General features: G+C 63.6%; 19 protein-coding genes and 1 other RNA gene. 6 read left to right on the top strand and 14 right to left on the bottom strand.

The genetic code is table 11. From position 1 onward, the window contains the following. Window positions 1–133: 133 nt before the first annotated feature. Complete coding sequence (locus tag GSQ95_RS10385; protein ID WP_133863039.1) at window positions 134–445, top strand: YhbY family RNA-binding protein; 312 nt, start codon at window positions 134–136, stop codon at window positions 443–445. On the opposite strand, the gene GSQ95_RS10380 is transcribed toward GSQ95_RS10385, so the two are convergent. From GSQ95_RS10380 to grpE, 9 genes are all read right to left on the bottom strand, one after another. Next, a complete protein-coding gene (locus GSQ95_RS10380; RefSeq protein ID WP_158893787.1) occupies window positions 433–885 on the bottom strand; it encodes a hypothetical protein in 453 nt (150 codons plus the stop codon). The genes GSQ95_RS10385 and GSQ95_RS10380 overlap by 13 nt on opposite strands. Next, window positions 863–1,339, bottom strand: a complete 477-nt coding sequence (greA, locus tag GSQ95_RS10375) for a transcription elongation factor GreA (RefSeq protein ID WP_158893789.1) — start codon at window positions 1,337–1,339, stop codon at window positions 863–865. The genes GSQ95_RS10380 and greA overlap by 23 nt, the downstream gene beginning before the upstream one ends. Beyond that, window positions 1,336–4,557, bottom strand: a complete 3,222-nt coding sequence (carB, locus tag GSQ95_RS10370; protein WP_158893791.1) for a carbamoyl-phosphate synthase large subunit — start codon at window positions 4,555–4,557, stop codon at window positions 1,336–1,338. The genes greA and carB overlap by 4 nt, the downstream gene beginning before the upstream one ends. A gap of 21 nt (window positions 4,558–4,578) precedes the next feature. Continuing rightward, a complete protein-coding gene (gene leuE, locus GSQ95_RS10365; RefSeq protein WP_007162660.1) occupies window positions 4,579–5,235 on the bottom strand; it encodes a leucine efflux protein LeuE in 657 nt (218 codons plus the stop codon). A gap of 21 nt (window positions 5,236–5,256) precedes the next feature. Further along, complete coding sequence (gene carA, locus GSQ95_RS10360; protein ID WP_158893793.1) at window positions 5,257–6,393, bottom strand: glutamine-hydrolyzing carbamoyl-phosphate synthase small subunit; 1,137 nt, start codon at window positions 6,391–6,393, stop codon at window positions 5,257–5,259. A 176-nt stretch (window positions 6,394–6,569) separates the two neighbouring features. After that, entirely contained in the window at window positions 6,570–7,376 is an 807-nt protein-coding gene (dapB, locus tag GSQ95_RS10355) for a 4-hydroxy-tetrahydrodipicolinate reductase (protein ID WP_158893817.1), read from the bottom strand. Window positions 7,377–7,430: 54 nt separating this feature from the next. Further along, window positions 7,431–8,564 carry a molecular chaperone DnaJ gene (gene dnaJ, locus GSQ95_RS10350; RefSeq protein ID WP_158893795.1) on the bottom strand — a complete coding sequence of 378 codons (1,134 nt, stop codon included), beginning with the start codon at window positions 8,562–8,564 and terminating at the stop codon, window positions 7,431–7,433. 112 nt (window positions 8,565–8,676) lie between these two features. After that, window positions 8,677–10,605: a molecular chaperone DnaK gene (dnaK, locus tag GSQ95_RS10345; RefSeq protein WP_158893797.1), complete on the bottom strand. Its 1,929-nt coding sequence runs from the start codon at window positions 10,603–10,605 to the stop codon at window positions 8,677–8,679. Between the two features lie 93 nt (window positions 10,606–10,698). Next, a complete protein-coding gene (gene grpE, locus GSQ95_RS10340) occupies window positions 10,699–11,325 on the bottom strand; it encodes a nucleotide exchange factor GrpE (protein WP_256664544.1) in 627 nt (208 codons plus the stop codon). A 106-nt stretch (window positions 11,326–11,431) separates the two neighbouring features. Here grpE and recN point away from each other — a divergent pair, with 106 nt between their 5' ends. Continuing rightward, window positions 11,432–13,099: a DNA repair protein RecN gene (gene recN, locus GSQ95_RS10335; protein ID WP_158893801.1), complete on the top strand. Its 1,668-nt coding sequence runs from the start codon at window positions 11,432–11,434 to the stop codon at window positions 13,097–13,099. 62 nt (window positions 13,100–13,161) lie between these two features. On the opposite strand, the gene fur is transcribed toward recN, so the two are convergent. Beyond that, complete coding sequence (gene fur, locus GSQ95_RS10330) at window positions 13,162–13,566, bottom strand: ferric iron uptake transcriptional regulator (protein WP_007162667.1); 405 nt, start codon at window positions 13,564–13,566, stop codon at window positions 13,162–13,164. A gap of 94 nt (window positions 13,567–13,660) precedes the next feature. Between fur and GSQ95_RS10325 the strand changes: the two genes are divergently transcribed. Next, entirely contained in the window at window positions 13,661–14,200 is a 540-nt protein-coding gene (locus tag GSQ95_RS10325; protein ID WP_158893803.1) for an outer membrane protein assembly factor BamE, read from the top strand. A gap of 7 nt (window positions 14,201–14,207) precedes the next feature. Here the strand turns inward: GSQ95_RS10325 and GSQ95_RS10320 are convergent, their stop codons facing one another. Further along, the gene (locus tag GSQ95_RS10320) at window positions 14,208–14,513 is read right to left on the bottom strand and encodes an RnfH family protein (protein ID WP_158893805.1); all 306 of its coding nucleotides are present in this window, start codon (window positions 14,511–14,513) and stop codon (window positions 14,208–14,210) included. Next, a complete protein-coding gene (locus tag GSQ95_RS10315; protein ID WP_158893807.1) occupies window positions 14,506–14,940 on the bottom strand; it encodes a type II toxin-antitoxin system RatA family toxin in 435 nt (144 codons plus the stop codon). Before GSQ95_RS10315 ends, GSQ95_RS10320 begins: the two co-directional genes overlap by 8 nt. Before the next feature lie 172 nt (window positions 14,941–15,112). Between GSQ95_RS10315 and smpB the strand changes: the two genes are divergently transcribed. Together smpB and ssrA are read left to right on the top strand one after the other, a co-directional pair. Continuing rightward, window positions 15,113–15,589 (top strand): SsrA-binding protein SmpB, encoded by a 477-nt coding sequence (gene smpB, locus GSQ95_RS10310; protein WP_158893809.1) that lies wholly within the window; start codon window positions 15,113–15,115, stop codon window positions 15,587–15,589. 80 nt (window positions 15,590–15,669) lie between these two features. After that, window positions 15,670–16,022: a transfer-messenger RNA gene (ssrA, locus tag GSQ95_RS10305) on the top strand. A 53-nt stretch (window positions 16,023–16,075) separates the two neighbouring features. Here the strand turns inward: ssrA and ssb are convergent. Then, window positions 16,076–16,630, bottom strand: a complete 555-nt coding sequence (gene ssb / locus GSQ95_RS10300) for a single-stranded DNA-binding protein (protein ID WP_158893811.1) — start codon at window positions 16,628–16,630, stop codon at window positions 16,076–16,078. A gap of 25 nt (window positions 16,631–16,655) precedes the next feature. Next, window positions 16,656–18,044: an MFS transporter gene (locus GSQ95_RS10295; protein WP_158893813.1), complete on the bottom strand. Its 1,389-nt coding sequence runs from the start codon at window positions 18,042–18,044 to the stop codon at window positions 16,656–16,658. A gap of 269 nt (window positions 18,045–18,313) precedes the next feature. Here GSQ95_RS10295 and uvrA point away from each other — a divergent pair, with 269 nt between their 5' ends. Continuing rightward, window positions 18,314–21,148: an excinuclease ABC subunit UvrA gene (uvrA, locus tag GSQ95_RS10290; RefSeq protein WP_158893815.1), complete on the top strand. Its 2,835-nt coding sequence runs from the start codon at window positions 18,314–18,316 to the stop codon at window positions 21,146–21,148. Window positions 21,149–21,384 lie beyond the last annotated feature (236 nt).

Below are 21,384 nucleotides of genomic sequence, written 5' to 3'. Positions count from 1 at the left end.
CGCCTGCGCTCTTGGCGGTATCCCTTGAGCCGGCGAGGCCGGTTCTGTCGGGGGCCACCGTCACGTTGTCGCGTATCGCTGGGCGGCACCGGGCAGCTGGGATAAACTGTTCGGCTTTTATCCGGGGTGAATTATGGCGCTCAACAACGAGCTCAAAAAGCGGTTCAAGGCGATCGGTCATCAACTCAAGCCGGTGGTCACCATCAGCGAGAACGGCCTGAGCGAAGGCGTACTGGGTGAACTCGACCGCGCGCTGAACGATCACGAACTGATCAAGATCAAGCTGGCCGTCACCGAGCGTGATGACCGCCGGGCCCTGATCGACGAGCTGTGCGCGTCGAGCAAGGCGGAGCTGGTGCAGGTGATCGGCAAGATGGCGCTGATCTATCGCAAGGCCCGCGAGCAGAATCGCAATCTGTCCAACGTGGTGCGCTATACCGCCTGATTGCCCGGCGCGCGCCCGGGAACGGGCTGTAGCACCAGGATCAGTCCGCAGAGCAGCAGGACCAGGTAGCCGGCCAGGGCGGTCGGCCCGGTCCAGAAGCGCGCCAGTTCGTTCTGCAGCAGCACCGCCAGTGCACTGGCCAGCAGCAGCTGGCCGCGCAGGTCACGCCACAAGGCGCCCACACCTGCCCACCACACCAGCACCACGATCTGGGTAAAGACCCCACCGCCTGCGGCGCTGAGCATCATGCGCAGCAATTCTTCGCGTCCGGACTGGATCAGCAGCGGCGCCCACCCCGCCTGGGCCAGCGCCACGGGGATGCACAGGTGCAGGGCGACCAGCGGGCCGACCCAGAACACCTGGGCCAGCTGCCAGGCGGCGGCGAGCAGCCTGGCGAGCCAACCGCCGGTGCGCTGGTCAGACGTGACGGACGGCGACAATTTCGTATTCGACATTGCCACCCGGGGTCTTCACCACCACCACGTCCCCTTCTTCCTTGCCGATCAGCGCGCGCGCGATGGGCGAACCCACCGACAGCTTGCTCCGCTTGATATCCGCCTCGTCGTCACCAACGATCTGGTAGGTCACCGTCTCGTCGGTCTCGGTGTTGGCGATCTCCACGGTGGTGCCGAAGATCACCTTGCCGGTGTGAGGCAAGGCGGCCACGTCGATCACCTGGGCGTTCTGCAGGCGACCTTCGATATCTCGGATACGCGCCTCGACCATGCCCTGCTGTTCGCGGGCGGCATGGTATTCGGCGTTTTCCTTGAGATCACCCAGCTCGCGCGCCTCGGCGATGGCCTGGGTGATCTGCGGACGCAGCTCGGTCTTGAGATGCCTGAGTTCGTCTTCCAGGGCGCGAGCGCCCTGGACGGTCATCGGGTACTTGGTCATGCCTTCACTCCTGCATGCAGATCTTGCAGACGGCGCACGGTCTTCTCGGCGCCGAATTTCAAAGCTTCGCAAATGGCCTGGCCGCCGGCAATGGTGGTGGTGCAGCAGAGCTTGTGCTGCAGCGCGTTGCGGCGGATCGAATAGGAATCGGCGATGGACTGCCGGCCTTCGGTGGTGTTGATGATCAGGGTGACCTCGTCGTTCTTGATCATGTCGACCACATGGGGACGGCCTTCGGTCACCTTGTTCACGCGGCGCACCGGCAGACCGGCGGCCTCGATCACCCGCGCGGTACCGGCGGTGGCCACGACCTCGAAGCCGAGGCCGACCAGATCGCGGGCGACCTGCACGGCTTCGGGCTTGTCATCGTCCCGCACGCTGATGAAGGCGCAACCGGAGTTCGGCAGGATCTCGTTGGCGCCCAGCTGGGCCTTGGCGAAGGCTTCGCCGAAGCTGTCGCCGACCCCCATCACCTCGCCGGTGGACTTCATTTCCGGGCCGAGGATGGGGTCGACGCCGGGAAACTTGTTGAAGGGGAACACCGCTTCCTTGACGCTGAAGAACGGCGGGATGATTTCCTGAGTGAAGCCCACCTCGGCCAGGGTCTTGCCGGCCATGACCCGGGCGGCCACCTTGGCCAGGGACTCGCCGATGCACTTGGAGACGAAGGGCACGGTACGGGAAGCGCGCGGGTTGACCTCGATGACGTAGATGTCTTCACCCTGCACGGCCATCTGCACGTTCATCAGACCGATCACGCCGAGTTCCAGGGCCATCTTCTTGACCTGCTCGCGGATCTCGTCCTGGATGTGCTTGGGCAGCGAATAGGGCGGCAGCGAGCAGGCGGAGTCACCGGAGTGCACGCCGGCCTGTTCGATGTGCTGCATGATGGCGCCGATCACCACGGTCTTGCCGTCGCACACCGCATCCACGTCCACCTCGATGGCGCAGTTGAGGAAGTGGTCGAGCAGTACGGGACTGTCGTTGGACACCTTCACCGCTTCGCGCATGTAGCGCTTGAGCTCTTCTTCCTGGTAGACGATTTCCATCGCCCGGCCGCCCAGCACGTAGGAGGGACGGACCACCATCGGATAGCCGATGTTCTTGGACAGGGCCAGGGCCTCGTCTTCACTGCGCGCGGTGGCGTTGGCCGGCTGACGCAGATTCAGACGCTGCACCATCTGCTGGAAACGCTCGCGGTCTTCGGCGCGGTCGATGGCGTCGGGGCTGGTGCCGATGATGGGCACGCCGGCCTCTTCCAGGGCGCGGCAGAGCTTGAGCGGGGTCTGGCCGCCGTACTGGACGATGACGCCCTCGGGCTGCTCGACGCGCACGATCTCCAGCACGTCCTCCAGGGTCACCGGCTCGAAGAACAGGCGGTCGGAGGTGTCGTAGTCGGTGGAGACGGTTTCCGGGTTGCAGTTGACCATGATGGTCTCGTAGCCGTCTTCACGCATGGCCAGGGCCGCGTGCACACAGCAGTAGTCGAACTCAATGCCCTGACCGATGCGGTTGGGACCACCGCCGAGGATCATGATCTTGTCGCGACCACTGGGCTTGGCCTCGCACTCTTCCTCGTAGGTGGAGTAGAGGTAGGCGGTGTCGGTGGCGAACTCGGCGGCGCAGGTGTCCACCCGCTTGTACACCGGCAGCACCTTGAGCTTGTGGCGATGGGCCCGCAGATTCTTCTCGGTGACGCCGAGCAGCTTGGCCAGGCGCGCATCGGAGAAGCCCTTGCGCTTGAGCTTGCGCATCAGGTCGTAGTCGAGGTCGGCCAGGCCCAGGGTCTTGATGCGCTCCTCGTCCTTGATCAGGTCTTCGATCTGCACCAGGAACCAGGGATCGATACGCGTCAGCTCGAAGACCTTGTCCAGGCTGTAGCCCTGACGGAAGGCGTCGCCGATGTACCAGATGCGATCGGCACCGGGCACGGTCAGCTCGCGCTTGAGGGTGCTGTCGGCCTCGGGATCGGTCGGGTCCAGCTTGGGATCGAAGCCGACCACGCCCACTTCCAGACCGCGCAGGGCTTTCTGCAGGGATTCCTGGAAGGTACGTCCGATGGACATGACCTCGCCCACGGATTTCATCTGGGTGGTCAGACGGGCATCGGCCTTGGGGAATTTCTCGAAGGCGAAGCGCGGGATCTTGGTGACCACGTAGTCGATGGCCGGCTCGAAGGACGCCGGTGTACGACCGCCGGTGATGTCGTTCTGCAGCTCGTCCAGGGTGTAGCCGACCGCCAGCTTGGCGGCAATCTTGGCGATGGGGAAGCCGGTGGCCTTGGAGGCCAGCGCCGAGGAACGCGACACCCGCGGATTCATCTCGATCACCACCATGCGCCCGGTATCCGGGCAGATGCCGAACTGGACGTTGGAGCCGCCGGTCTCGACGCCGATCTCGCGCAGCACCGCCAGGGAGGCGTTGCGCAGGATCTGGTACTCCTTGTCGGTCAGCGTCTGGGCCGGCGCCACGGTGATGGAGTCACCGGTGTGCACGCCCATGGGATCGAAGTTCTCGATGGAGCAGACGATGATGCAGTTGTCCTTCTTGTCACGGACCACCTCCATCTCGTATTCCTTCCAGCCGATCAGGGATTCGTCGATCAGCAGTTCGTTGGTCGGCGACAGGTCCAGACCGCGGTTGCAGATCTCTTCGAATTCTTCCCGGTTGTAGGCGATGCCGCCACCGGTGCCGCCCATGGTGAAGGACGGCCGAATGATGCAGGGGAAGCCGACCTTCTCCAGCACGCCGTAGGCTTCTTCCATGCTGTGGGCGATGCCCGAGACCGGACAGGCCAGACCGATGTCCTTCATGGCCTTGTCGAAGCGCGAGCGATCCTCGGCCTTGTCGATGGTATCGGCGTTGGCGCCGATCATCTCGACGCCGAATTTCGCCAGCACGCCATGGCGCTCCAGATCCAGGGCGCAGTTCAACGCGGTCTGGCCACCCATGGTCGGCAGCAGGGCGTCGGGGCGCTCCTTCTCGATGATCTTGGCCACGGTGGCCCACTTGATCGGCTCGATGTAGGTGGCGTCGGCCATCGACGGGTCGGTCATGATGGTGGCCGGATTGGAGTTCACCAGGATGACGCGGAAGCCTTCCTCGCGCAGGGCCTTGCAGGCCTGGGCGCCGGAATAGTCGAATTCGCAGGCCTGGCCGATGACGATGGGGCCGGCTCCGAGGATCAGGATGCTCTTGATGTCTGTACGCTTAGGCATGGGCTTCTCGAATGCAGGTAATCAGGTCAGGGTCGCGGTGGCCAACTTCACACCGAACCCCACGAACAGGGCGCCGACGCCACCGGTGGCGCCCGCGCTGAGGCGACGCCGCTGACGGAACCAGGCCGCCAGGCGAACGCCGCAGAAAATCAGGAACGACAGGTAGCAGAAGCTGATGGCTTCCAGGACCGCGCCCAGCACTAGAAAGGACAGCGCCGGATGGGCGTAACCGGGGTCCACGAACTGGATGAAGAAGGAGACGAAGAACAGGATCGCCTTCGGATTCGACAGACTCAGCAGTAGCGCCTTGCGGAACGGCTGATGAACGTCTTCGCGCAGGGTCGCCTCGGCCTGGCCCTGGGCTGGACTGCGCCAGGACTTGAGTCCGCCGCGCAACATGCCCCAGCCGAGGTAGAACAGATAGGCCGCACCCAGATACTTGAGGATCTGGAAGAACAGCGGCTCGGCCTTGAGCAGCGAGGCGACGCCCAGGGCGGAGAGCAGCATCAGCACGGCGTCACCGAGGAACACCGCGGAAGCCGCCTGGTAACCGCTGCGGATACCGCGCTGGGCGCTGGTGGCAAGCACGAAGAAGGAGTTGGGGCCGGGCAGCAGGATGACGAACAGGGTCCCGACCACATAGGTCCAGAAGTCGATGACACCCAGATTCGCCAGCATGAGCCTTACCCTCCTCTCGTCTTAGCGGCGCGCGGCCATGGCCTGGATGAACTTGTCGAACAGCGGTGCCACGTCGTGCGGGCCAGGGCTCGCCTCGGGGTGACCCTGGAAGCTGAAGGCGACCTTGTCGGTCCATTCGATGCCCTGCAGGGTGCCGTCGAACAGCGACTTGTGGGTCGCCCGCACATTGGCCGGCAGACTGGCCTCGTCCACGGCAAAACCGTGGTTCTGGCTGGTGATCATCACCACGCCGCTGTCGAGATCCTGCACCGGATGGTTGGCGCCGTGGTGACCATTGGGCATCTTCACCGTCTTGGCGCCGGAAGCCAGGGCCAGCAACTGGTGGCCCAGGCAGATGCCGAACACCGGAATCTCGGTTTCCAGGACGTCCTGGATCGCCTTGATAGCGTAGTCGCAAGGCTCGGGATCGCCCGGACCATTGGCCAGGAAGATACCGTCGGGCTGCAGCGCCAGGGCTTCGCTGGCCGGGGTCTGGGCCGGCAGCACGGTGATGCGGCAGCCGCGGGCCACCAGCATGCGCAGGATGTTCAGCTTGACGCCGTAGTCGAAGGCCACCACGTGATAGGGCAACTGCTCGGCCGGGATCTCGGCGTGGCTGTCGGTCTCCAGCGACCAGACGCTGGAACGCCATTCGTAGCGCTGCTTGACGCTGACTTCCTTGGCCAGGTCCATGCCCTTGAGGCCGGGGAAGGCGCGGGCCAGTTCCAGGGCGCGCTCTTCGGTGGCGTCTTCGCCGGTGAGGATGCAGCCATCCTGGGCGCCCTTCTCGCGAAGGATGCGGGTCAGTCGACGAGTGTCGATGCCAGCGATGGCGATGGTGCCGTTTTCCCTGAGATAGTCGGGCAGCGACTGCTTGTTGCGCCAGTTGCTGGCCAGCAGCGGCAGGTCACGGATGATCAGTCCGGCGGCCCAGACCTGGGCGGCCTCGCCATCCTGCGGCGTGGTGCCGGTGTTGCCGATGTGCGGATAGGTCAGGGTGACGATCTGCTTCGCATAGGAAGGATCGGTCAGGATTTCCTGGTAGCCGGTCATGGCGGTGTTGAACACCACTTCGCCGACCGTGTGGCCGTCGGCACCGATGGATTCGCCGCGAAAGATGCTGCCATCGGCAAGTGCGAGTATGGCTGGCTTAGTCAAGAATACCTCCGAAAATCAAGCCTTGGCGGGCAAACGCAGGGTGCAAAAAAACGGGATGACATCTCGAAGAGTCATCCCGTTTTAATGTTGTGATTTCATTCTGCGCTAGCTTTTAGTGGATACACTAAAGCTGCATTGTACAGGAATTGATCACGACTGGCACCCCCGCAAGCGGGTCAGCGCAACTCCAGCACGTCCTGCATGTCATATAGCGCCGGCTGTCTGTCCTTGAGCCAGAGGGCTGCGCGCACGGCGCCCTTGGCGAAGGTCATGCGACTGGAGGCCTTGTGGGTGATCTCGACCCGCTCGCCTTCACTGGCGAACAGCACCGTGTGATCGCCCACCACGTCGCCGGCACGCACGGTGGCGAAGCCGATGGTCTGGCGATCGCGGGCACCGGTCTGGCCTTCCCGGCCATAGACGGCCACTTCTTCCAGATCACGACCCAGCGCCTGAGCGACGACCTCGCCCATGCGCAGGGCGGTACCCGAGGGCGCATCGACCTTGTGCCTGTGATGCGCCTCGATGATCTCGATATCGACCTCGTCACCCAGCACCCGGGCAGCGGTATCCAGCAGCTTGAGACAGAGATTGACGCCGACGCTGAAGTTGGCCGCGAAGACGATGGGGATTTCCTTGCTCGCCTCCAGCAGGGTCAGCTTCTGCTCGGCGGTGAAGCCGGTGGTGCCGATCACCATGGCCTTCTTCGCCTTGCGGCAGAGCGCCAGATTCTGCAGGGTCACGTTGGGGTGGGTGAAGTCGATGACGACATCGAAATCATCCAGCACCCGCGCCAGGTCACCCGACAGCATCACCCCGTTACGGCCGATGCCGGCGAGCTCGCCCGCGTCGGCACCCACCAGGCTGCTCTCGGGACGATCCACCGCGGCGGTCAGGCCGGCAGCGCCCTGGGTCTGCTGGACCGCTTCGATCAGGGTCTTGCCCATGCGCCCCGCGGCGCCCATTACAGCTATACGTCGCATCATCAGCTCCAGGCTGCTGGCCGGGCGCCGCCTCGCGACGGCGCCCCTGCCGATTTACAGGTCGTCGAAGAAGCGCTTCATGCCGTCGAACCAGCCACTGGCCCGGGGCGAATGGGAGCTGTCGCTCTGCAGGGTGTTGCGGAATTCCTCGAGCAGCTCGCGCTGCCGCCGGCTCAGGTTGACCGGAGTCTCCACCACCACCTTGCACATCAGATCGCCGGCGCCACCGCCACGCACGGGCGTCACGCCCTTGCCCCGCAGGCGGAACATCTTGCCGGTCTGGGTGCCCTCGGGGATCTTCAGCTTGACGCGGCCATCCAGGGTCGGCACTTCCAGCTCGCCACCCAGGGCGGCGTCGGTGAAGTTGATCGGCACCTCGCAATAGAGATGCTTGCCGTCGCGCTGGAAGATCGAGTGCTCGCGCACATTGACCACCACGTAGAGATCGCCGCTCGGACCGCCCAGGGTCCCGGCCTCGCCCTCGCCGGTCAGGCGAATGCGGTCGCCAGTGTCGACGCCCGCCGGCACCTTGACCGACAGGGTCTTCTGCTCTTCCACGCGCCCCTGACCATGGCAGGCCGTGCAGGGCTCGGGAATGATCTTGCCGCTGCCGTGGCAGCGCGGGCAGGCCTGCTGCACCGAGAAGAAGCCCTGCTGCATGCGCACCTGACCGATGCCGCCGCAGGTAGGGCAGGTGGACGCCGAGGTACCTGGCTTGGCGCCATTGCCGTCGCAGACCTTGCATTCGACCAGGGTGGGCACGCGAATGGTGACCGTGGTCCCGCGCACCGCCTCTTCCAGATCCAGATCCAGGGTGTAGCGCAGGTCGGCGCCGCGCTGCGGACCGCCACGCCCACCGGCACCACCGCGCCCGCCGAAGAAGTCGCTGAAGACGTCGCCGAAGATGTCGGAGAAGCTCGCGCCACCCGCCGCACCACCGAAACCGCCGCCACCCATGCTCGGATCGACGCCAGCATGGCCGTACTGGTCATAGGCAGAGCGCTTGCCCGCATCGGACAGCACTTCGTAGGCCTCTGCGGCCTCCTTGAACTGCTCTTCGGCAGCCGCGTCACCCGGATTGCGATCCGGGTGGTATTTCATCGCCAGGCGTCGGTAGGCCTTCTTGAGCTCGGCTTCGCTGGCGCCGCGCTCGACCCCGAGCACCTCATAGTAATCACGTTTGGCCATAGACTTTCTGCACCTTAAATTTTCTCACCCTCCAGACACGCCAACGCGGGAGCAGGCTCCCGCGTGGCGGATCCGACGGGCCGAAGCCCGTCAGGTGCGGTAAGCACGCGGCTTACTTGTTGTCCTTCACTTCCTCGAACTCGGCATCGACCACGTCGTCGCCGGGCTTCTTGGCATCACCGTCCGCCTTGGCCGAGGCGCCTTCGGCACCCGCGGCAGCACCCTGCTCGGAATAGAGCTTCTGGGCCAGCGGCGCGGAGGCCTGGGACAGGGCATTCATCTTGGCTTCGATGGCATCCTTGTCGTCGCCGCGTACTGCGGTTTCCAGTTCGCCGATGGCCTTCTCGATGGTGCTCTTCTCTTCCGCGGTGGCCTTGTCGCCGGCCTCGGTCAGCATCTTGCGGGTGCCGTGCACCAGGGCATCACCCTGGTTGCGGGCGGCAGCCAGCTCTTCGAACTTGCGATCCTCGTCGGCATTGGCCTCGGCGTCACGCACCATCTGCTGAATCTCGTCCTCGGACAGACCGGAGGACGCCTTGATGACGATGGACTGCTGCTTGCCGGTGGCCTTGTCCTTGGCGGACACGTTGAGGATGCCGTTGGCGTCGATGTCGAAGGTCACCTCGATCTGCGGCACGCCACGCGGCGCCGGCGGGATCTCGGCCAGGTCGAACTTGCCCAGCGACTTGTTCTGCGCGGCCTGCTTGCGCTCGCCCTGCAGCACGTGGATGGTCACGGCGCCCTGGTTGTCGTCGGCGGTGGAGAACACCTGCGACTTCTTGGTCGGGATGGTGGTGTTCTTCTCGATCAGCGCGGTCATCACGCCACCCATGGTCTCGATGCCCAGGGTCAGCGGAGTGACGTCCAGCAGCAGCACGTCCTTGACGTCGCCGGCCAGCACGGCGCCCTGAATGGCGGCACCGATGGCGACGGCTTCATCCGGGTTGACGTCCTTGCGCGCTTCCTTGCCGAAGAAGTCGGCCACGCGCTTCTGCACCAGCGGCATGCGGGTCTGACCGCCCACCAGGATGACCTCGTGGATGTCGGAGACGTCCAGGCCGGAGTCCTTCAGCGCCGTGCGGCACGGCTCGATGGTGCGCTCGACCAGCTCTTCCACCAGGGACTCCAGCTTGGCGCGGGAGACCTTGACGTTCAGGTGCTTGGGACCGCTGGCATCGGCGGTGATGTACGGCAGGTTGACGTCGGTCTGGGTAGCCGAGGACAGTTCGATCTTGGCCTTCTCGGCAGCTTCCTTCAGGCGCTGCATGGCCAGCGGGTCACCCTTGAGGTTCATGCCGCTTTCTTTCTTGAACTCTTCGACGAGATAGTCGATCAGGCGGATGTCGAAGTCTTCGCCACCCAGGAAGGTGTCGCCATTGGTGGCCAGCACCTCGAACTGATGCTCACCGTCGACCTCGGCGATCTCGATGACCGAGACGTCGAAGGTGCCACCGCCCAGGTCATAGACGATCACGGTGTGGTCGCCCTTGGCCTTGTCCAGGCCATAGGCCAGGGCAGCCGCGGTGGGCTCGTTGATGATGCGCTTGACGTCCAGACCGGCGATGCGACCGGCATCCTTGGTGGCCTGGCGCTGGCTGTCGTTGAAGTAGGCCGGTACGGTGATGACCGCCTCGGTCACGGCTTCGCCCAGGTAGTCCTCGGCGGTCTTCTTCATCTTCTTCAGGACTTCGGCAGACACCTGGGGCGGCGCCACCTTCTGGCCCTTGGCCTCGACCCAGGCGTCACCGTTGTCGGCCTTGACGATCTTGTAGGGGACCATCTCGATGTCTTTCTGCACGACGTTTTCTTCATAACGCCGACCGATCAGACGCTTGACCGCGTACAGGGTGTTCTGCGGATTGGTCACCGCCTGGCGCTTGGCCGGCTGGCCGACCAGGGTCTCGCCATCGTTGGTGTAGGCGATGATGGACGGCGTGGTACGGGTGCCTTCGGCGTTTTCCAGCACCTTGACGTTACCGTTTTCGAGGATCGCGACGCAGGAGTTGGTCGTCCCCAGGTCGATACCGATGATCTTGCCCATGTAGTCTTCTCCAGAAATCTCAGATTCCGCGCGGCCCGCTCAGGGGGCCTTTGATGTTCGCTTGCCTACCAGATGGGGCCGAGCGAAAGAATTTCAAGCTTTTTCGTCGATACTCGGCTGCTGCGCCGCAGGTGCCTTGCTGACTACCACCATCGCCGGCCGCAGCAGGCGGCCATTGAGCAGATAGCCCTTTTGAAACACCTTGAGCACGCTACCCGGCTCGGCGGTAGCGCTTTCCTCCATGGCCATGGCCTGGTGGTGCTCCGGATTGAAGGGCGCGCCGTGGGGATCGACGGCCTCGACCTGATAGCGCTTGAGGGTGTCCTGCAGCATCTTCAGGGTCAGCTCCATGCCTTCACGCATGGGCTTGAGGGTCTCGTCGCTGGCATTGGACAGTTCCAGGCCACGCTCCAGGCTGTCGAGCACCGGCAAGAGATCGCCGGCGAATTTTTCCAGCGCGAACTTGTGCGCCTTCTCCACATCCTGCTCGGCGCGACGACGCACGTTCTGCAGTTCGGCGACGCTGCGCAGCGACTGATCCTGGGCAGCAGCGAGTTGCTCTTCGAGCGTGGCGACGCGGGTGGCGAGATCCTCGTGCTGGACGTCGCCCTGAGCGGCTGCTTCGTGCTCGGGAGTCTGGGAGTTCTGTTCGTCGGCCATGGAGTCCTCCTGTGATAATGCCGGTGGGCGCGCCCGTTGATGGACGACGCCTTGATCGATGGCGCCTATATGGGGCCGCCAGCCGGTGCTTCAAGAGCTGTATGGATTGCCAGTACCCGAGAGGCACTGTATAAACAACCAGAAAACCGCTTTCGGAGATCGTCGCATGCTGGTGCATCTGTCCGTCCGCAACTACGCCATCGTCGAACACCTCGACCTCGACCTCGAGCGCGGCATGACCGTGATCACCGGCGAAACCGGCGCCGGCAAGTCCATCATGCTCGATGCCCTCGGCCTCACCCTGGGCGACCGCGCCGACAGCGATGCGGTAAGGCCGGGTGCCGACAAGGCCGATGTCCTGGCCAGCTTCGACACCACCGACATTCCTGAAGCCCGGCAGTGGCTCGCCGAGCGAGACCTGGAGCAGGACGGCCCCTGCCTGCTGCGCCGCGTCATCACCCGCGAAGGACGCTCGCGCGGCTATATCAATGGCTCGCCCTGTCCGCTGGCCGACCTCAAGACCCTCGGCGGGCTGCTGATCGACATCCACAACCAGCACGAACACCAGTCGCTGCTCGGACTCGATACCCATCGCCGCCTGCTGGACGAATACGCCGGCGCGGGCGAGCTGGTCCGCCAGGTGCAACTCGCCGCCCAGCGCTGGCGCCAGGTGCGCCAGACCCTGGAGCGCCTGACCCGCAACGGTGACGAGCAACGCGCCCGCCATCAGCTGCTCAGCTATCAGCTGGAAGAACTCGACAACCTCGCCCTGGCCGAGGGCGAGCTGCAGGCCCTGGAGCAGGAGCAGAGCGATCTGGCGAGTGCCGAGCACATCCTGCTGGCCTGCCGCCAGGCCATGGACCTCTGTACCGAGAACGAGCAGGGCAACGCCCAGTCAGCGCTCAATGCCAGCGTGGCACGCCTGACTGCCTTCGACCGCCCGCCTGCGCAGATCCAGGAAGCCAGCAACCTGCTCGCCTCCGCGCAGATCCAGATCGAGGAGGCGATGAACGAACTCAATCGCTTCGTCGATCATTTCGAAGCTGACCCGGAGCGTCAGCAGGCGGTACAGGAGCGTCTCGACAGCGTCTACAGCCTCGCCCGCAAGCATCGCGTGCAACCCGAAGCCCTGCTGGAGCTGCACGAGCAGCTGCGCAACGAACTGCAATCGCTGGATGCCGACGACGTCGCCCTGGAGCGCCTGCAGGAAGAGCTGGCTGCCTTCGAGCGCCACTACCAGGAGAAGGCCGGCGAATTGAGCCGTCTGCGCGAGCAACGGGCGCCGGAGCTGGCCGCAGCGGTCGAAACCGAGATGCAGCGCCTGGGCATGCCAGGTGGCCGCTTCAGCATCACCCTCACGCCAGGCAGCACCGGCGAGCCCCAGCCGGTGGGCAACGAGGGAGTCGAATTCCGCGTCAGCGCCAACCCGGGCCAACCCCTGCGCCCGCTGGCCAAGGTCGCTTCCGGTGGCGAACTGTCACGGATCAGTCTGGCCATCCAGGTCATCACCGCCCAGACCTCGCGCACGCCCACGCTGGTGTTCGACGAAGTGGACGTCGGCATCGGCGGCCCGACCGCCGAGGTGGTCGGCCAACTGCTGCGGCAGCTGGGCGAGCGCGGCCAGGTACTGACGGTCACCCACCTGCCCCAGGTAGCGGCCCAGGGGCATCAGCATCTGTTCGTGCACAAGGAGCGCGGCACCGACGAGACCCGTACGGCGGTTGCAAAACTGGACCGGGCGCGCCGTGTGGAGGAGGTGGCGCGCATGCTCGGCGGCGTCGACCTTACCCGCGAATCCCTCGCCCATGCCCGCAAGCTGGTGGTCAGCCGCTAGATGCGGGCTGGTAGCAGACATGAAAAAGGCGACTCGGAGTCGCCTTTTTCATGTCTGGATCTTCACTTGCGCTGACGGATGTACAGCACGAGATTGTGATCGACCAGCTCGAAACCATGCTCTTCGACGATCTCGCGCTGACGCTTTTCGATCGAGGCATCGGTGAACTCGATGACTTCGCCGGTATCCACATCCACCATGTGATCGTGGTGTCCGGTGTCGGCCAACTCGAACACGGCGTGACCGCCATCGAAATTGTGGCGCACCACCAGGCCGGCCGCTTCGAACTGGGTAAGGACACGATAGACCGTTGCCAGCCCCACGTCCTCACCTGCTTCCATCAGCGCCTTGTAAACGTCTTCAGCGCTCATGTGGCGCTGCTCGGTGGTGTCCAGCATCTGCAATATCTTGACGCGCGGCAGGGTCACTTTCAGACCCGCTTTGCGGAGTTCGTTGTTCTCTACCATGCTCTTTCTCGGTGCCGAGTGCTTTCGCAGCCCTCGGGAATACGGGTATGATCGGTGCTTCGTTGCCCAGCAAGATAGTGGAAGTCTCCCACCGATGCAAAACCTCAAGCAAACGCTGACCGGGCTCTCTCTGATGGGCCTAGCCATGCTCGCCGGCTGCTCTCTGCCGGGGGTTTACAAGATCGACATCCAGCAGGGCAACGTCGTCACCCAGGACATGATAGACCAGTTGCGCCCCGGAATGACCCGACAACAGGTCCGGTTTATCATGGGTTCGCCGCTGATCCAGGACACCTTCCATCCCAATCGGTGGGACTATCTGTACAGCCTGCAGGCCGCCGGTGGTCAGCGGAAACAGGAGCGTGTCAGCCTGGTGTTCAATGGTGACAACCAGCTGAGCGGTCTGGCTGGCGATTTCATGCCCGGCACCAGTCGTGAACAGCAGATCATGGGTACCGACAGTGGCACCAGCGTGGATCCCACCGCGCCGGCGCAACCCGCTACTGCGCCTGTGGCAGCACCGGAAACGCCCGCCGTGCCCGGCTCGACCGAAGACACTATTCAGAAAGAGATCGATAGCGCTCGGCCGGCTGCCATCCCGACTCCCGACCGCATCCGTACCGACGGCCAGTGATCTCCAGCTAGAGTCCAGCCTTGGCTCTGGCCTTTTCGGCTCGCCGCTTGCGACTCTCCTTGGGATCCGCAAGCAGCGGGCGGTAGATCTCGACCCGCTCGCCTTCGAGCAACTTCCTTTCTTCCGGCTTGGCGACCTGCTTGCCAAAGATGCCGACCCGATAGCCTTCGCGCTGCTCTGGCGTCAGCTGGTCGAGCAGACCCGAAGCCAGCACGGCCTGCGCGACCGTGGCGCCCTCCTCCAGCTCCAGACTCAATAGCCATTGCCGCTCAGGCAGCGCCAGCGCCACCTCGATGGCGAGACGCTCAGCCATAGAGGGCTCGGGCACGCTGGCAGAAGGCATCCACCATGGTATTGGCCGCCTGATTGAACAGCGGGCCCAGGGTCGCGCGCACGATAGCACTGTCGTATTCGAAGGACAGATCCAGCGAGATCTTGCAGGCCTTGTCGCCCAGCGCCTTGAATGTCCAGAAACCATGCAGCTGCTTGAAGGGCCCCTTCTCCAGATCCATGGTGATGGACTCGTCCGGCGCCAGGGTATTGCGGGTCGTGAACTGTTGACTGAGGCCGCCCTTGGCCACGGTGAGACCAGCGCGCATCAGCCCTTCGTTCTGCTCCAGAATCTGGGCGGACGAGCACCACGGCAGGAACTCCGGATAACGGTCCACGTCATTAACCAGCGCATAGAGCGCCGAAGCGGGATAGGGCAGCAACGCCGAACGTTGGATGTGCGAGCTCATCGGAACCTCGTAGAATAGCGATATCGGTGTCGGACCTTGAATTTGAGGGCGGCGCTCGCATTTTACTCCCGCACCAGCCTGCCACGGTCCAGAACCGCGGTATTGTCCGTGTTTGCTCATACCCGCTCAAGCGCGTGGCGACATTTCCCCCGACTCGCTGTACCCTGGAATCATGGCCAAGCAAAAGAAAGTCTCCCCCGGTAGCATCGCGCAGAACAAGAAAGCGCTACACGAATACTTCGTCGACACCCGTTTCGAGGCAGGTGTTTCCCTGGCAGGCTGGGAGGTCAAGAGCCTGAGAGCCGGCAAGGTGCAGCTGACCGACAGCTACGTGCTGCTAAAAGACGGTGAAGCCTGGCTGCTCGGCAGCCACATCACCCCGCTACAGACTGCCAGCACCCACGTCATCGCCGACCCGACCCGTACCCGCAAGCTGCTGCTGAACAAGCGCGAGCTCGGCAAGCTGTTCGGCGCGGTGCAACAGAAGGGCTATGCCTGCGTTGCACTGTCGCTCTACTGGAAAAAACACCTGGTCAAGTGCGAGATCGCCCTGGCCAAGGGCAAGAAGGAATTCGACAAGCGTGCCACCGAACGCGAACGCGATTCCGACCGTGAGATCCAGCGCGCCGTCCGCAAGGACGCGAATTAGCCAAGCGGAAAAAAACGTTTCGTCAGCAATGACTTGCACAGGACGACTGGAATTCCTATAGTGAACGACCAGCAAGTTTTGGGGGCGATTAGGATTCGACGCCGGTAACGAAACTTGAGGGGCATGCCGAGCTGGTAGCAGAACTCGTAAATTCGCTGCTGCAAACTTATAGTTGCCAACGACGACAACTACGCTCTAGCTGCTTAACGCGGCTAGCAGTCGCTAGGGGATGCCTGTAAACCCGAAACGACTGTCAGATAGAACAGGATCGCCGCCAAGGTCGCTGTAGACGTAACGGCTAAAACTTATACAGCTCGCCCAAAGCACCCTGCCCGTCGGGCCGCAATGGGTTAACTCAGTAGACCGGGCTAAGCATGTAGAACCGATAGCGGAGAGCTGGCGGACGGGGGTTCAAATCCCCCCGCCTCCACCAAAAAGAAAGGGCAGCCACTGGCTGCCCTTTTTCTTTGCCTGATCAACGAGCCCCTAGAAGGGAATGTCGTCGTCGAAGCTGTCGTAGTCCTGCTGCGCCGGCTGCTGCTGGGGCTTGGGCTGCTGCTGGGGGCGACTGTTGCCAGAGCCGGCATTGCCACCGTTGTCGTACTGCGGAGCCGACTGCTGGGGACGAGGGGCACGCTGCTGCTGGGGCGCAGGGGCGCTCTGGTTGTATTCATCGTTGCCACCGGCATTGCCACCGCGACCACCCAGCAACTGCATGTTGCCGTTGATATCGACCACGATTTCGGTGGTGTAGCGATCCTGACCGTCCTGACCCTGCCACTTGCGGGTACGCAGGCTGCCTTCGACATAGACCTGGGAGCCCTTGCGGATGTACTCGCCGGCGATCTCGGCCAGACGACCAAAGAACACCACCCGGTGCCATTCGGTACGATCCTGCTGCTGGCCGGTCTGCTTGTCCTTCCAGCTTTCGCTGGTGGCCAGGGTGACATTGGTCACCGCATTGCCATTGGGCATGTAACGGGTTTCGGGATCGGCGCCGGCGTTGCCGACGAGGATGACTTTGTTGACGCCACGGGCCATATGAATCTCCTGATAGGGCTGTCGATCAAGCGGCGACTGGCGTTTGGCTTACCAGTCGCTCCAGTTGCGCCCGATCAACGATTTTAGTATCGATCTTGATATAGACGGCTTGTTCTTCCGCCACCACTACCGCGTCGGTCACTCCAGCCAGGGCCAACAGGCGTCCGACCAATCCCTGGTCGTTGACTAGCGCGGGCGTAACCGGCAAACGCAGACTGGTGACATAGGGCGGTTCTCGCATCGTACCAGCTACCACCGCCCATCCCAGGCAAAGCGCCGCACAACCCAGGAAGACGGTGGACAGGCCACCATGCTGGAACAGCCAGCCACCGAGGATACCGCCCAATGCGGAACCAAGGAACTGACTGGTGGAATAGATCCCCATGGCGGTGCCCTTGCCGCCGGCGGGCGCCACCTTGCTCACCAGTGACGGCAGCGAGGCCTCCAGCAGGTTGAAGGCGGTAAAGAACACCACGATGCCGATGACCAGGGCCACCAGGCTGTCGCTGAAAAAGAAGAAGTACAGCTCGCAGAGCACCAGCACACTGATGGCGCCCACCAGCACGCGCTTCATCCGTCGCTTCTTTTCACCATAGATGATGAAGGGAACCATGGCGAAGAAGCCGACCACCAGTGCGGTCAGGTAAACCCACCAGTGCTCTTCCTTGGGCAGGCCGGCGTGTTCGGCGAGGGCCAGCGGCAGGACGACGAAACTGGCCATCAGCACGGCGTGCAGCGACAGGATACCGAAGTCCAGCCTTAGCAGATCGCGATTGCGCAGGGTGGCGCCCAGCGCCTGGCGCGCCAGATTCGACTCCCGATGGGCAAAGGGCGAAGCCTGGTGAGGAACCAGGAACAGCACGATCAGCAAGCCGACCAGTGCCAGTCCGCAGGTCGCCCAGAACAGACCGGCCAGACCATAGGCACGGGTCAGCAGTGGTCCGGCCACCATCGCCACGGCAAAGGACACGCCGATGCTCATGCCGATGGTAGCCATGGCCTTGGTGCGATGCTGCTCGCGGGTCTGATCCGACAGCAGTGCCATGATGGCGGCCGAAATGGCACCGCCGCCCTGCACGATACGACCGGCGATGACACCCCAGATCGAGTGGGCATTGGCGGCAATGGCGGCACCAAGGGCGAACACCAGCAGTCCACCAATGATGATGGGGCGTCGACCGATGCGATCGGACAGCGTCCCCAGGGGAATTTGCAGGACCGCTTGGGTCAAACCATAGGCACCTATGGCCAGGCCAATCAGCGCCGGGGTGGCATCCGCCAACTCCTGACCATAGGTCGCCAGGACCGGGAGCACCATGAACATACCGAGCATACGAAAGGCGAAGACCAGGGCCAGCCCTACGGCGGCACGGCGTTCGACGCCGTTCATGGCTTCACTGCGCTTGTCGAGCATTGATAATCCTCTCGTCGGCGACAGGCTGTTACGTCGCCACACAGCTTTAAAACAGTCGTGACAATGACCATTTAGGGAGGAAGCGGTGAAGATAGCCGAACGCTCGTCCGAACGTTCCCGACCGCCAGGATCACGAACGCCCGCTCACCGCCGTCGGGCCACCAATTTTACCAGCCTTACCCCCTCTCTCACAGGCGCGGCAGATAGCCGCAGCCCGGGACGAGACCTCTTTCCTATTGAAGCGCCGCCAAAACGAGGCAGAAGTCTACGTGGATAAAATCCTCATCCGTGGGGCCCGCACCCATAATCTCAAGAACATCGACCTTACCCTCCCCCGGGACAAGCTCATCGTCATTACCGGCCTGTCCGGTTCCGGCAAGTCTTCGCTGGCGTTCGACACCCTCTATGCCGAAGGCCAGCGCCGCTACGTGGAATCCCTGTCGGCCTATGCCCGGCAGTTCCTGTCGATGATGGAAAAGCCCGACGTGGACACCATCGAAGGCCTGTCCCCGGCGATTTCCATCGAGCAGAAATCCACCTCGCACAACCCGCGCTCCACCGTGGGTACCATCACCGAGATCTACGACTACCTTCGTCTGCTCTATGCGCGCGTCGGTACGCCCCGCTGCCCGGAACACGACGTGCCCCTGGAAGCCCAGACCGTCAGCCAGATGGTCGATCAGGTGCTGGCCATGCCGGAAGGCGAGCGACTGATGCTGCTCGCCCCCATCGTGCGCGAGCGCAAGGGTGAACACCTCTCGGTATTCGAGGAATTGCGCGCCCAGGGCTTCGTCCGCGTCCGCGTCAATGGCCGTCTGCACGAGATGGACGAACTGCCCAAGCTCGACAAGCAGAAGAAGCACACCATCGAGGTGGTCGTGGATCGCTTCAAGGTGCGCGAAGACCTCCAGCAACGCCTGGCGGAATCCTTCGAGACGGCGCTGAAGCTGGCCGACGACATGGCCATCATCGCGCCCATGGAAGGCGGGAAGGGTGAGGAGATCGTCTTCTCCGCGCGTTTCGCCTGTCCGATCTGCGGCTTCTCCATCGGCGAGCTAGAGCCCAAGCTGTTTTCCTTCAACAACCCCGCCGGTGCCTGCCCGACCTGCGACGGCCTGGGCGTGAAGCAGTTCTTCGATGCCCGCCGGGTGGTCAACGAGGAGCTCAGTCTCAGCGAAGGCGCCATCCGCGGCTGGGACAGGCGCAACGTCTACTACTTCCAGATGCTCGGCTCATTGGCGAGTCACTATGGCTTCAGCCTGGACGAGCCCTTCAAGGGGCTCGATGACAAGCACCGCAAGGCGGTCCTCAGCGGCTCCGGACGCGAGAGCGTCAACTTCCGCTATCTGAATGATCGCGGCGACATCGTCAAGCGTGCCCACCCCTTCGAAGGCATCCTGCCCAATCTGGAGCGGCGTTATCGCGAGACCGAATCCCAGAGCGTGCGCGAAGAACTGGCGAAGTATCTGAGCACCCAGCATTGCCCTGACTGCAATGGCACCCGACTGCGGCGCGAAGCCCGGCATGTCTGGGTCGGTGACAAGACCCTGCCGGCGGTCACCCGCCTGCCCGTGGGCGATGCCACCCAGTACTTCCAGGACCTCACCCTCAAGGGCCAGCGGCAGCAGATCGCCGACAAGATCCTCAAGGAGATTCGTGAGCGCCTACAATTCCTGGTCAATGTCGGCCTGGACTACCTGACCCTGGATCGCAGCGCCGACACCCTGTCCGGCGGCGAGGCGCAGCGTATCCGCCTGGCCAGCCAGATCGGTGCGGGTCTGGTGGGCGTCATGTACATCCTCGACGAGCCTTCCATCGGCCTCCACCAGCGCGACAACGAACGCCTGCTGGGTACCCTGACCCACTTGCGCGACCTGGGCAACACGGTCATCGTCGTCGAGCACGACGAGGACGCCATCCTCCTGGCGGACTATGTCATCGACATAGGTCCGGGCGCCGGCGTGCACGGCGGCCAGATCATCGCGGAAGGCACGCCCGACCAGGTCATGCGCCATCCCGACTCGGTGACCGGACAGTACCTTTCGGGCCGCAAGAAGATCGCAGTCCCCGCCAAGCGCACGCCGCGGGACAAGAAGAAGCTGCTGAAGCTCAAGGGTGCCCGCGGCAACAACCTGCAGAACGTCAATCTGGAGATTCCCGTCGGCCTGCTGACCTGCGTGACCGGGGTATCCGGCTCCGGCAAGTCGACCCTGATCAACAACACCCTTTTCCCGCTCACCGCCACGGCGCTCAATGGCGCGACGACCCTGGAGGTCGCCGCCCATGACAGCTTCGACGGCATGCAGCACCTGGACAAGGTGGTGGACATCGACCAGAGCCCCATCGGCCGGACGCCACGTTCCAACCCGGCGACCTACACCGGTCTTTTCACCCCGATTCGCGAATTGTTTTCCGGCGTCCCGGAATCCCGCTCCCGCGGCTACACCCCGGGGCGCTTCTCCTTCAACGTCAAGGGCGGCCGCTGCGAGGCCTGCCAGGGCGACGGCGTGATCAAGGTGGAGATGCACTTCCTGCCGGACGTCTACGTCGCCTGTGACGTCTGCAAGGGCAAGAGATACAACCGCGAGACCCTGGAGGTGAAGTACAAGGGCAAGACCATCACCGAGGTCCTGGACATGACCATCGAAGAGGCCCATGCCTTCTTCGAGTCCATCCCGGCCCTGGCGCGCAAGCTGCAGACGCTGATGGATGTCGGCCTGTCCTATATCCGTCTCGGCCAGAGCGCCACGACCCTGTCAGGCGGCGAGGCCCAGCGCGTGAAGCTGGCGCGGGAGTTGTCCAAGCGGGATACCGGCAAGACACTCTATATTCTTGACGAGCCCACTACCGGTCTGCACTTCGCCGATATCCAGCAGCTGTTGGACGTATTGCATCGCCTGCGGGATCACGGCAATACCGTGGTGGTGATCGAGCACAACCTCGATGTCATCAAGACCGCGGACTGGCTGGTGGACCTTGGACCTGAAGGCGGCTCCAAGGGTGGTCAGATCATCGCTACGGGTACCCCCGAGGACGTCGCGGCGAACAAGAAGTCCTATACCGGCCACTTCCTCAAGCCTTTGCTGGAACGTGACCGGGAGTAATCCTAGGTACTCTCCATGACGCAAAAAGCCCGGCAGATGCCGGGCTTTTTCTTGCTCGCGTAACGCCGCCAGAGGTGCTGCGGTAGGTTGGGCTGAGCACAGCGAAGCCCAACATCCAGACTCCAACCCTGGCTCCTCACCGCCCCGCCGCCGTCCGCTTGATCGCTGCAGCAGACCTCATCGTTGGGCTTCGCTGCGCTCAGCGCCAACCGACGACGGTCCTGTGCCGCGCTTCC

The organism is Pseudomonas sp. BAV 4579 (assembly GCF_009765395.1).
GTDB lineage: Bacteria > Pseudomonadota > Gammaproteobacteria > Pseudomonadales > Pseudomonadaceae > Chryseomonas > Chryseomonas aestiva.
This window is presented reverse-complemented; position numbering and strand designations above follow the sequence as displayed.

Bases quoted from the DNA above. Each gene is read 5' to 3' on its own strand.
- dnaK (WP_158893797.1), bottom strand. From the start codon at position 10,605: ATGGGCAAGATCATCGGTATCGACCTGGGGACGACCAACTCCTGCGTC.
- fur (WP_007162667.1), bottom strand. From the start codon at position 13,566: ATGGTAGAGAACAACGAACTCCGCAAAGCGGGTCTGAAAGTGACCCTG.
- GSQ95_RS10320 (WP_158893805.1), bottom strand. From the start codon at position 14,513: ATGGCTGAGCGTCTCGCCATCGAGGTGGCGCTGGCGCTGCCTGAGCGG.
- GSQ95_RS10325 (WP_158893803.1), top strand. From the start codon at position 13,661: ATGCAAAACCTCAAGCAAACGCTGACCGGGCTCTCTCTGATGGGCCTA.
- carB (WP_158893791.1), bottom strand. From the start codon at position 4,557: ATGCCTAAGCGTACAGACATCAAGAGCATCCTGATCCTCGGAGCCGGC.
- greA (WP_158893789.1), bottom strand. From the start codon at position 1,339: ATGACCAAGTACCCGATGACCGTCCAGGGCGCTCGCGCCCTGGAAGAC.
- GSQ95_RS10385 (WP_133863039.1), top strand. From the start codon at position 134: ATGGCGCTCAACAACGAGCTCAAAAAGCGGTTCAAGGCGATCGGTCAT.
- GSQ95_RS10295 (WP_158893813.1), bottom strand. From the start codon at position 18,044: ATGCTCGACAAGCGCAGTGAAGCCATGAACGGCGTCGAACGCCGTGCC.
- recN (WP_158893801.1), top strand. From the start codon at position 11,432: ATGCTGGTGCATCTGTCCGTCCGCAACTACGCCATCGTCGAACACCTC.
- dnaJ (WP_158893795.1), bottom strand. From the start codon at position 8,564: ATGGCCAAACGTGATTACTATGAGGTGCTCGGGGTCGAGCGCGGCGCC.
- ssb (WP_158893811.1), bottom strand. From the start codon at position 16,630: ATGGCCCGTGGCGTCAACAAAGTCATCCTCGTCGGCAACGCCGGCGCC.
- GSQ95_RS10315 (WP_158893807.1), bottom strand. From the start codon at position 14,940: ATGAGCTCGCACATCCAACGTTCGGCGTTGCTGCCCTATCCCGCTTCG.
- leuE (WP_007162660.1), bottom strand. From the start codon at position 5,235: ATGCTGGCGAATCTGGGTGTCATCGACTTCTGGACCTATGTGGTCGGG.
- smpB (WP_158893809.1), top strand. From the start codon at position 15,113: ATGGCCAAGCAAAAGAAAGTCTCCCCCGGTAGCATCGCGCAGAACAAG.
- dapB (WP_158893817.1), bottom strand. From the start codon at position 7,376: ATGCGACGTATAGCTGTAATGGGCGCCGCGGGGCGCATGGGCAAGACC.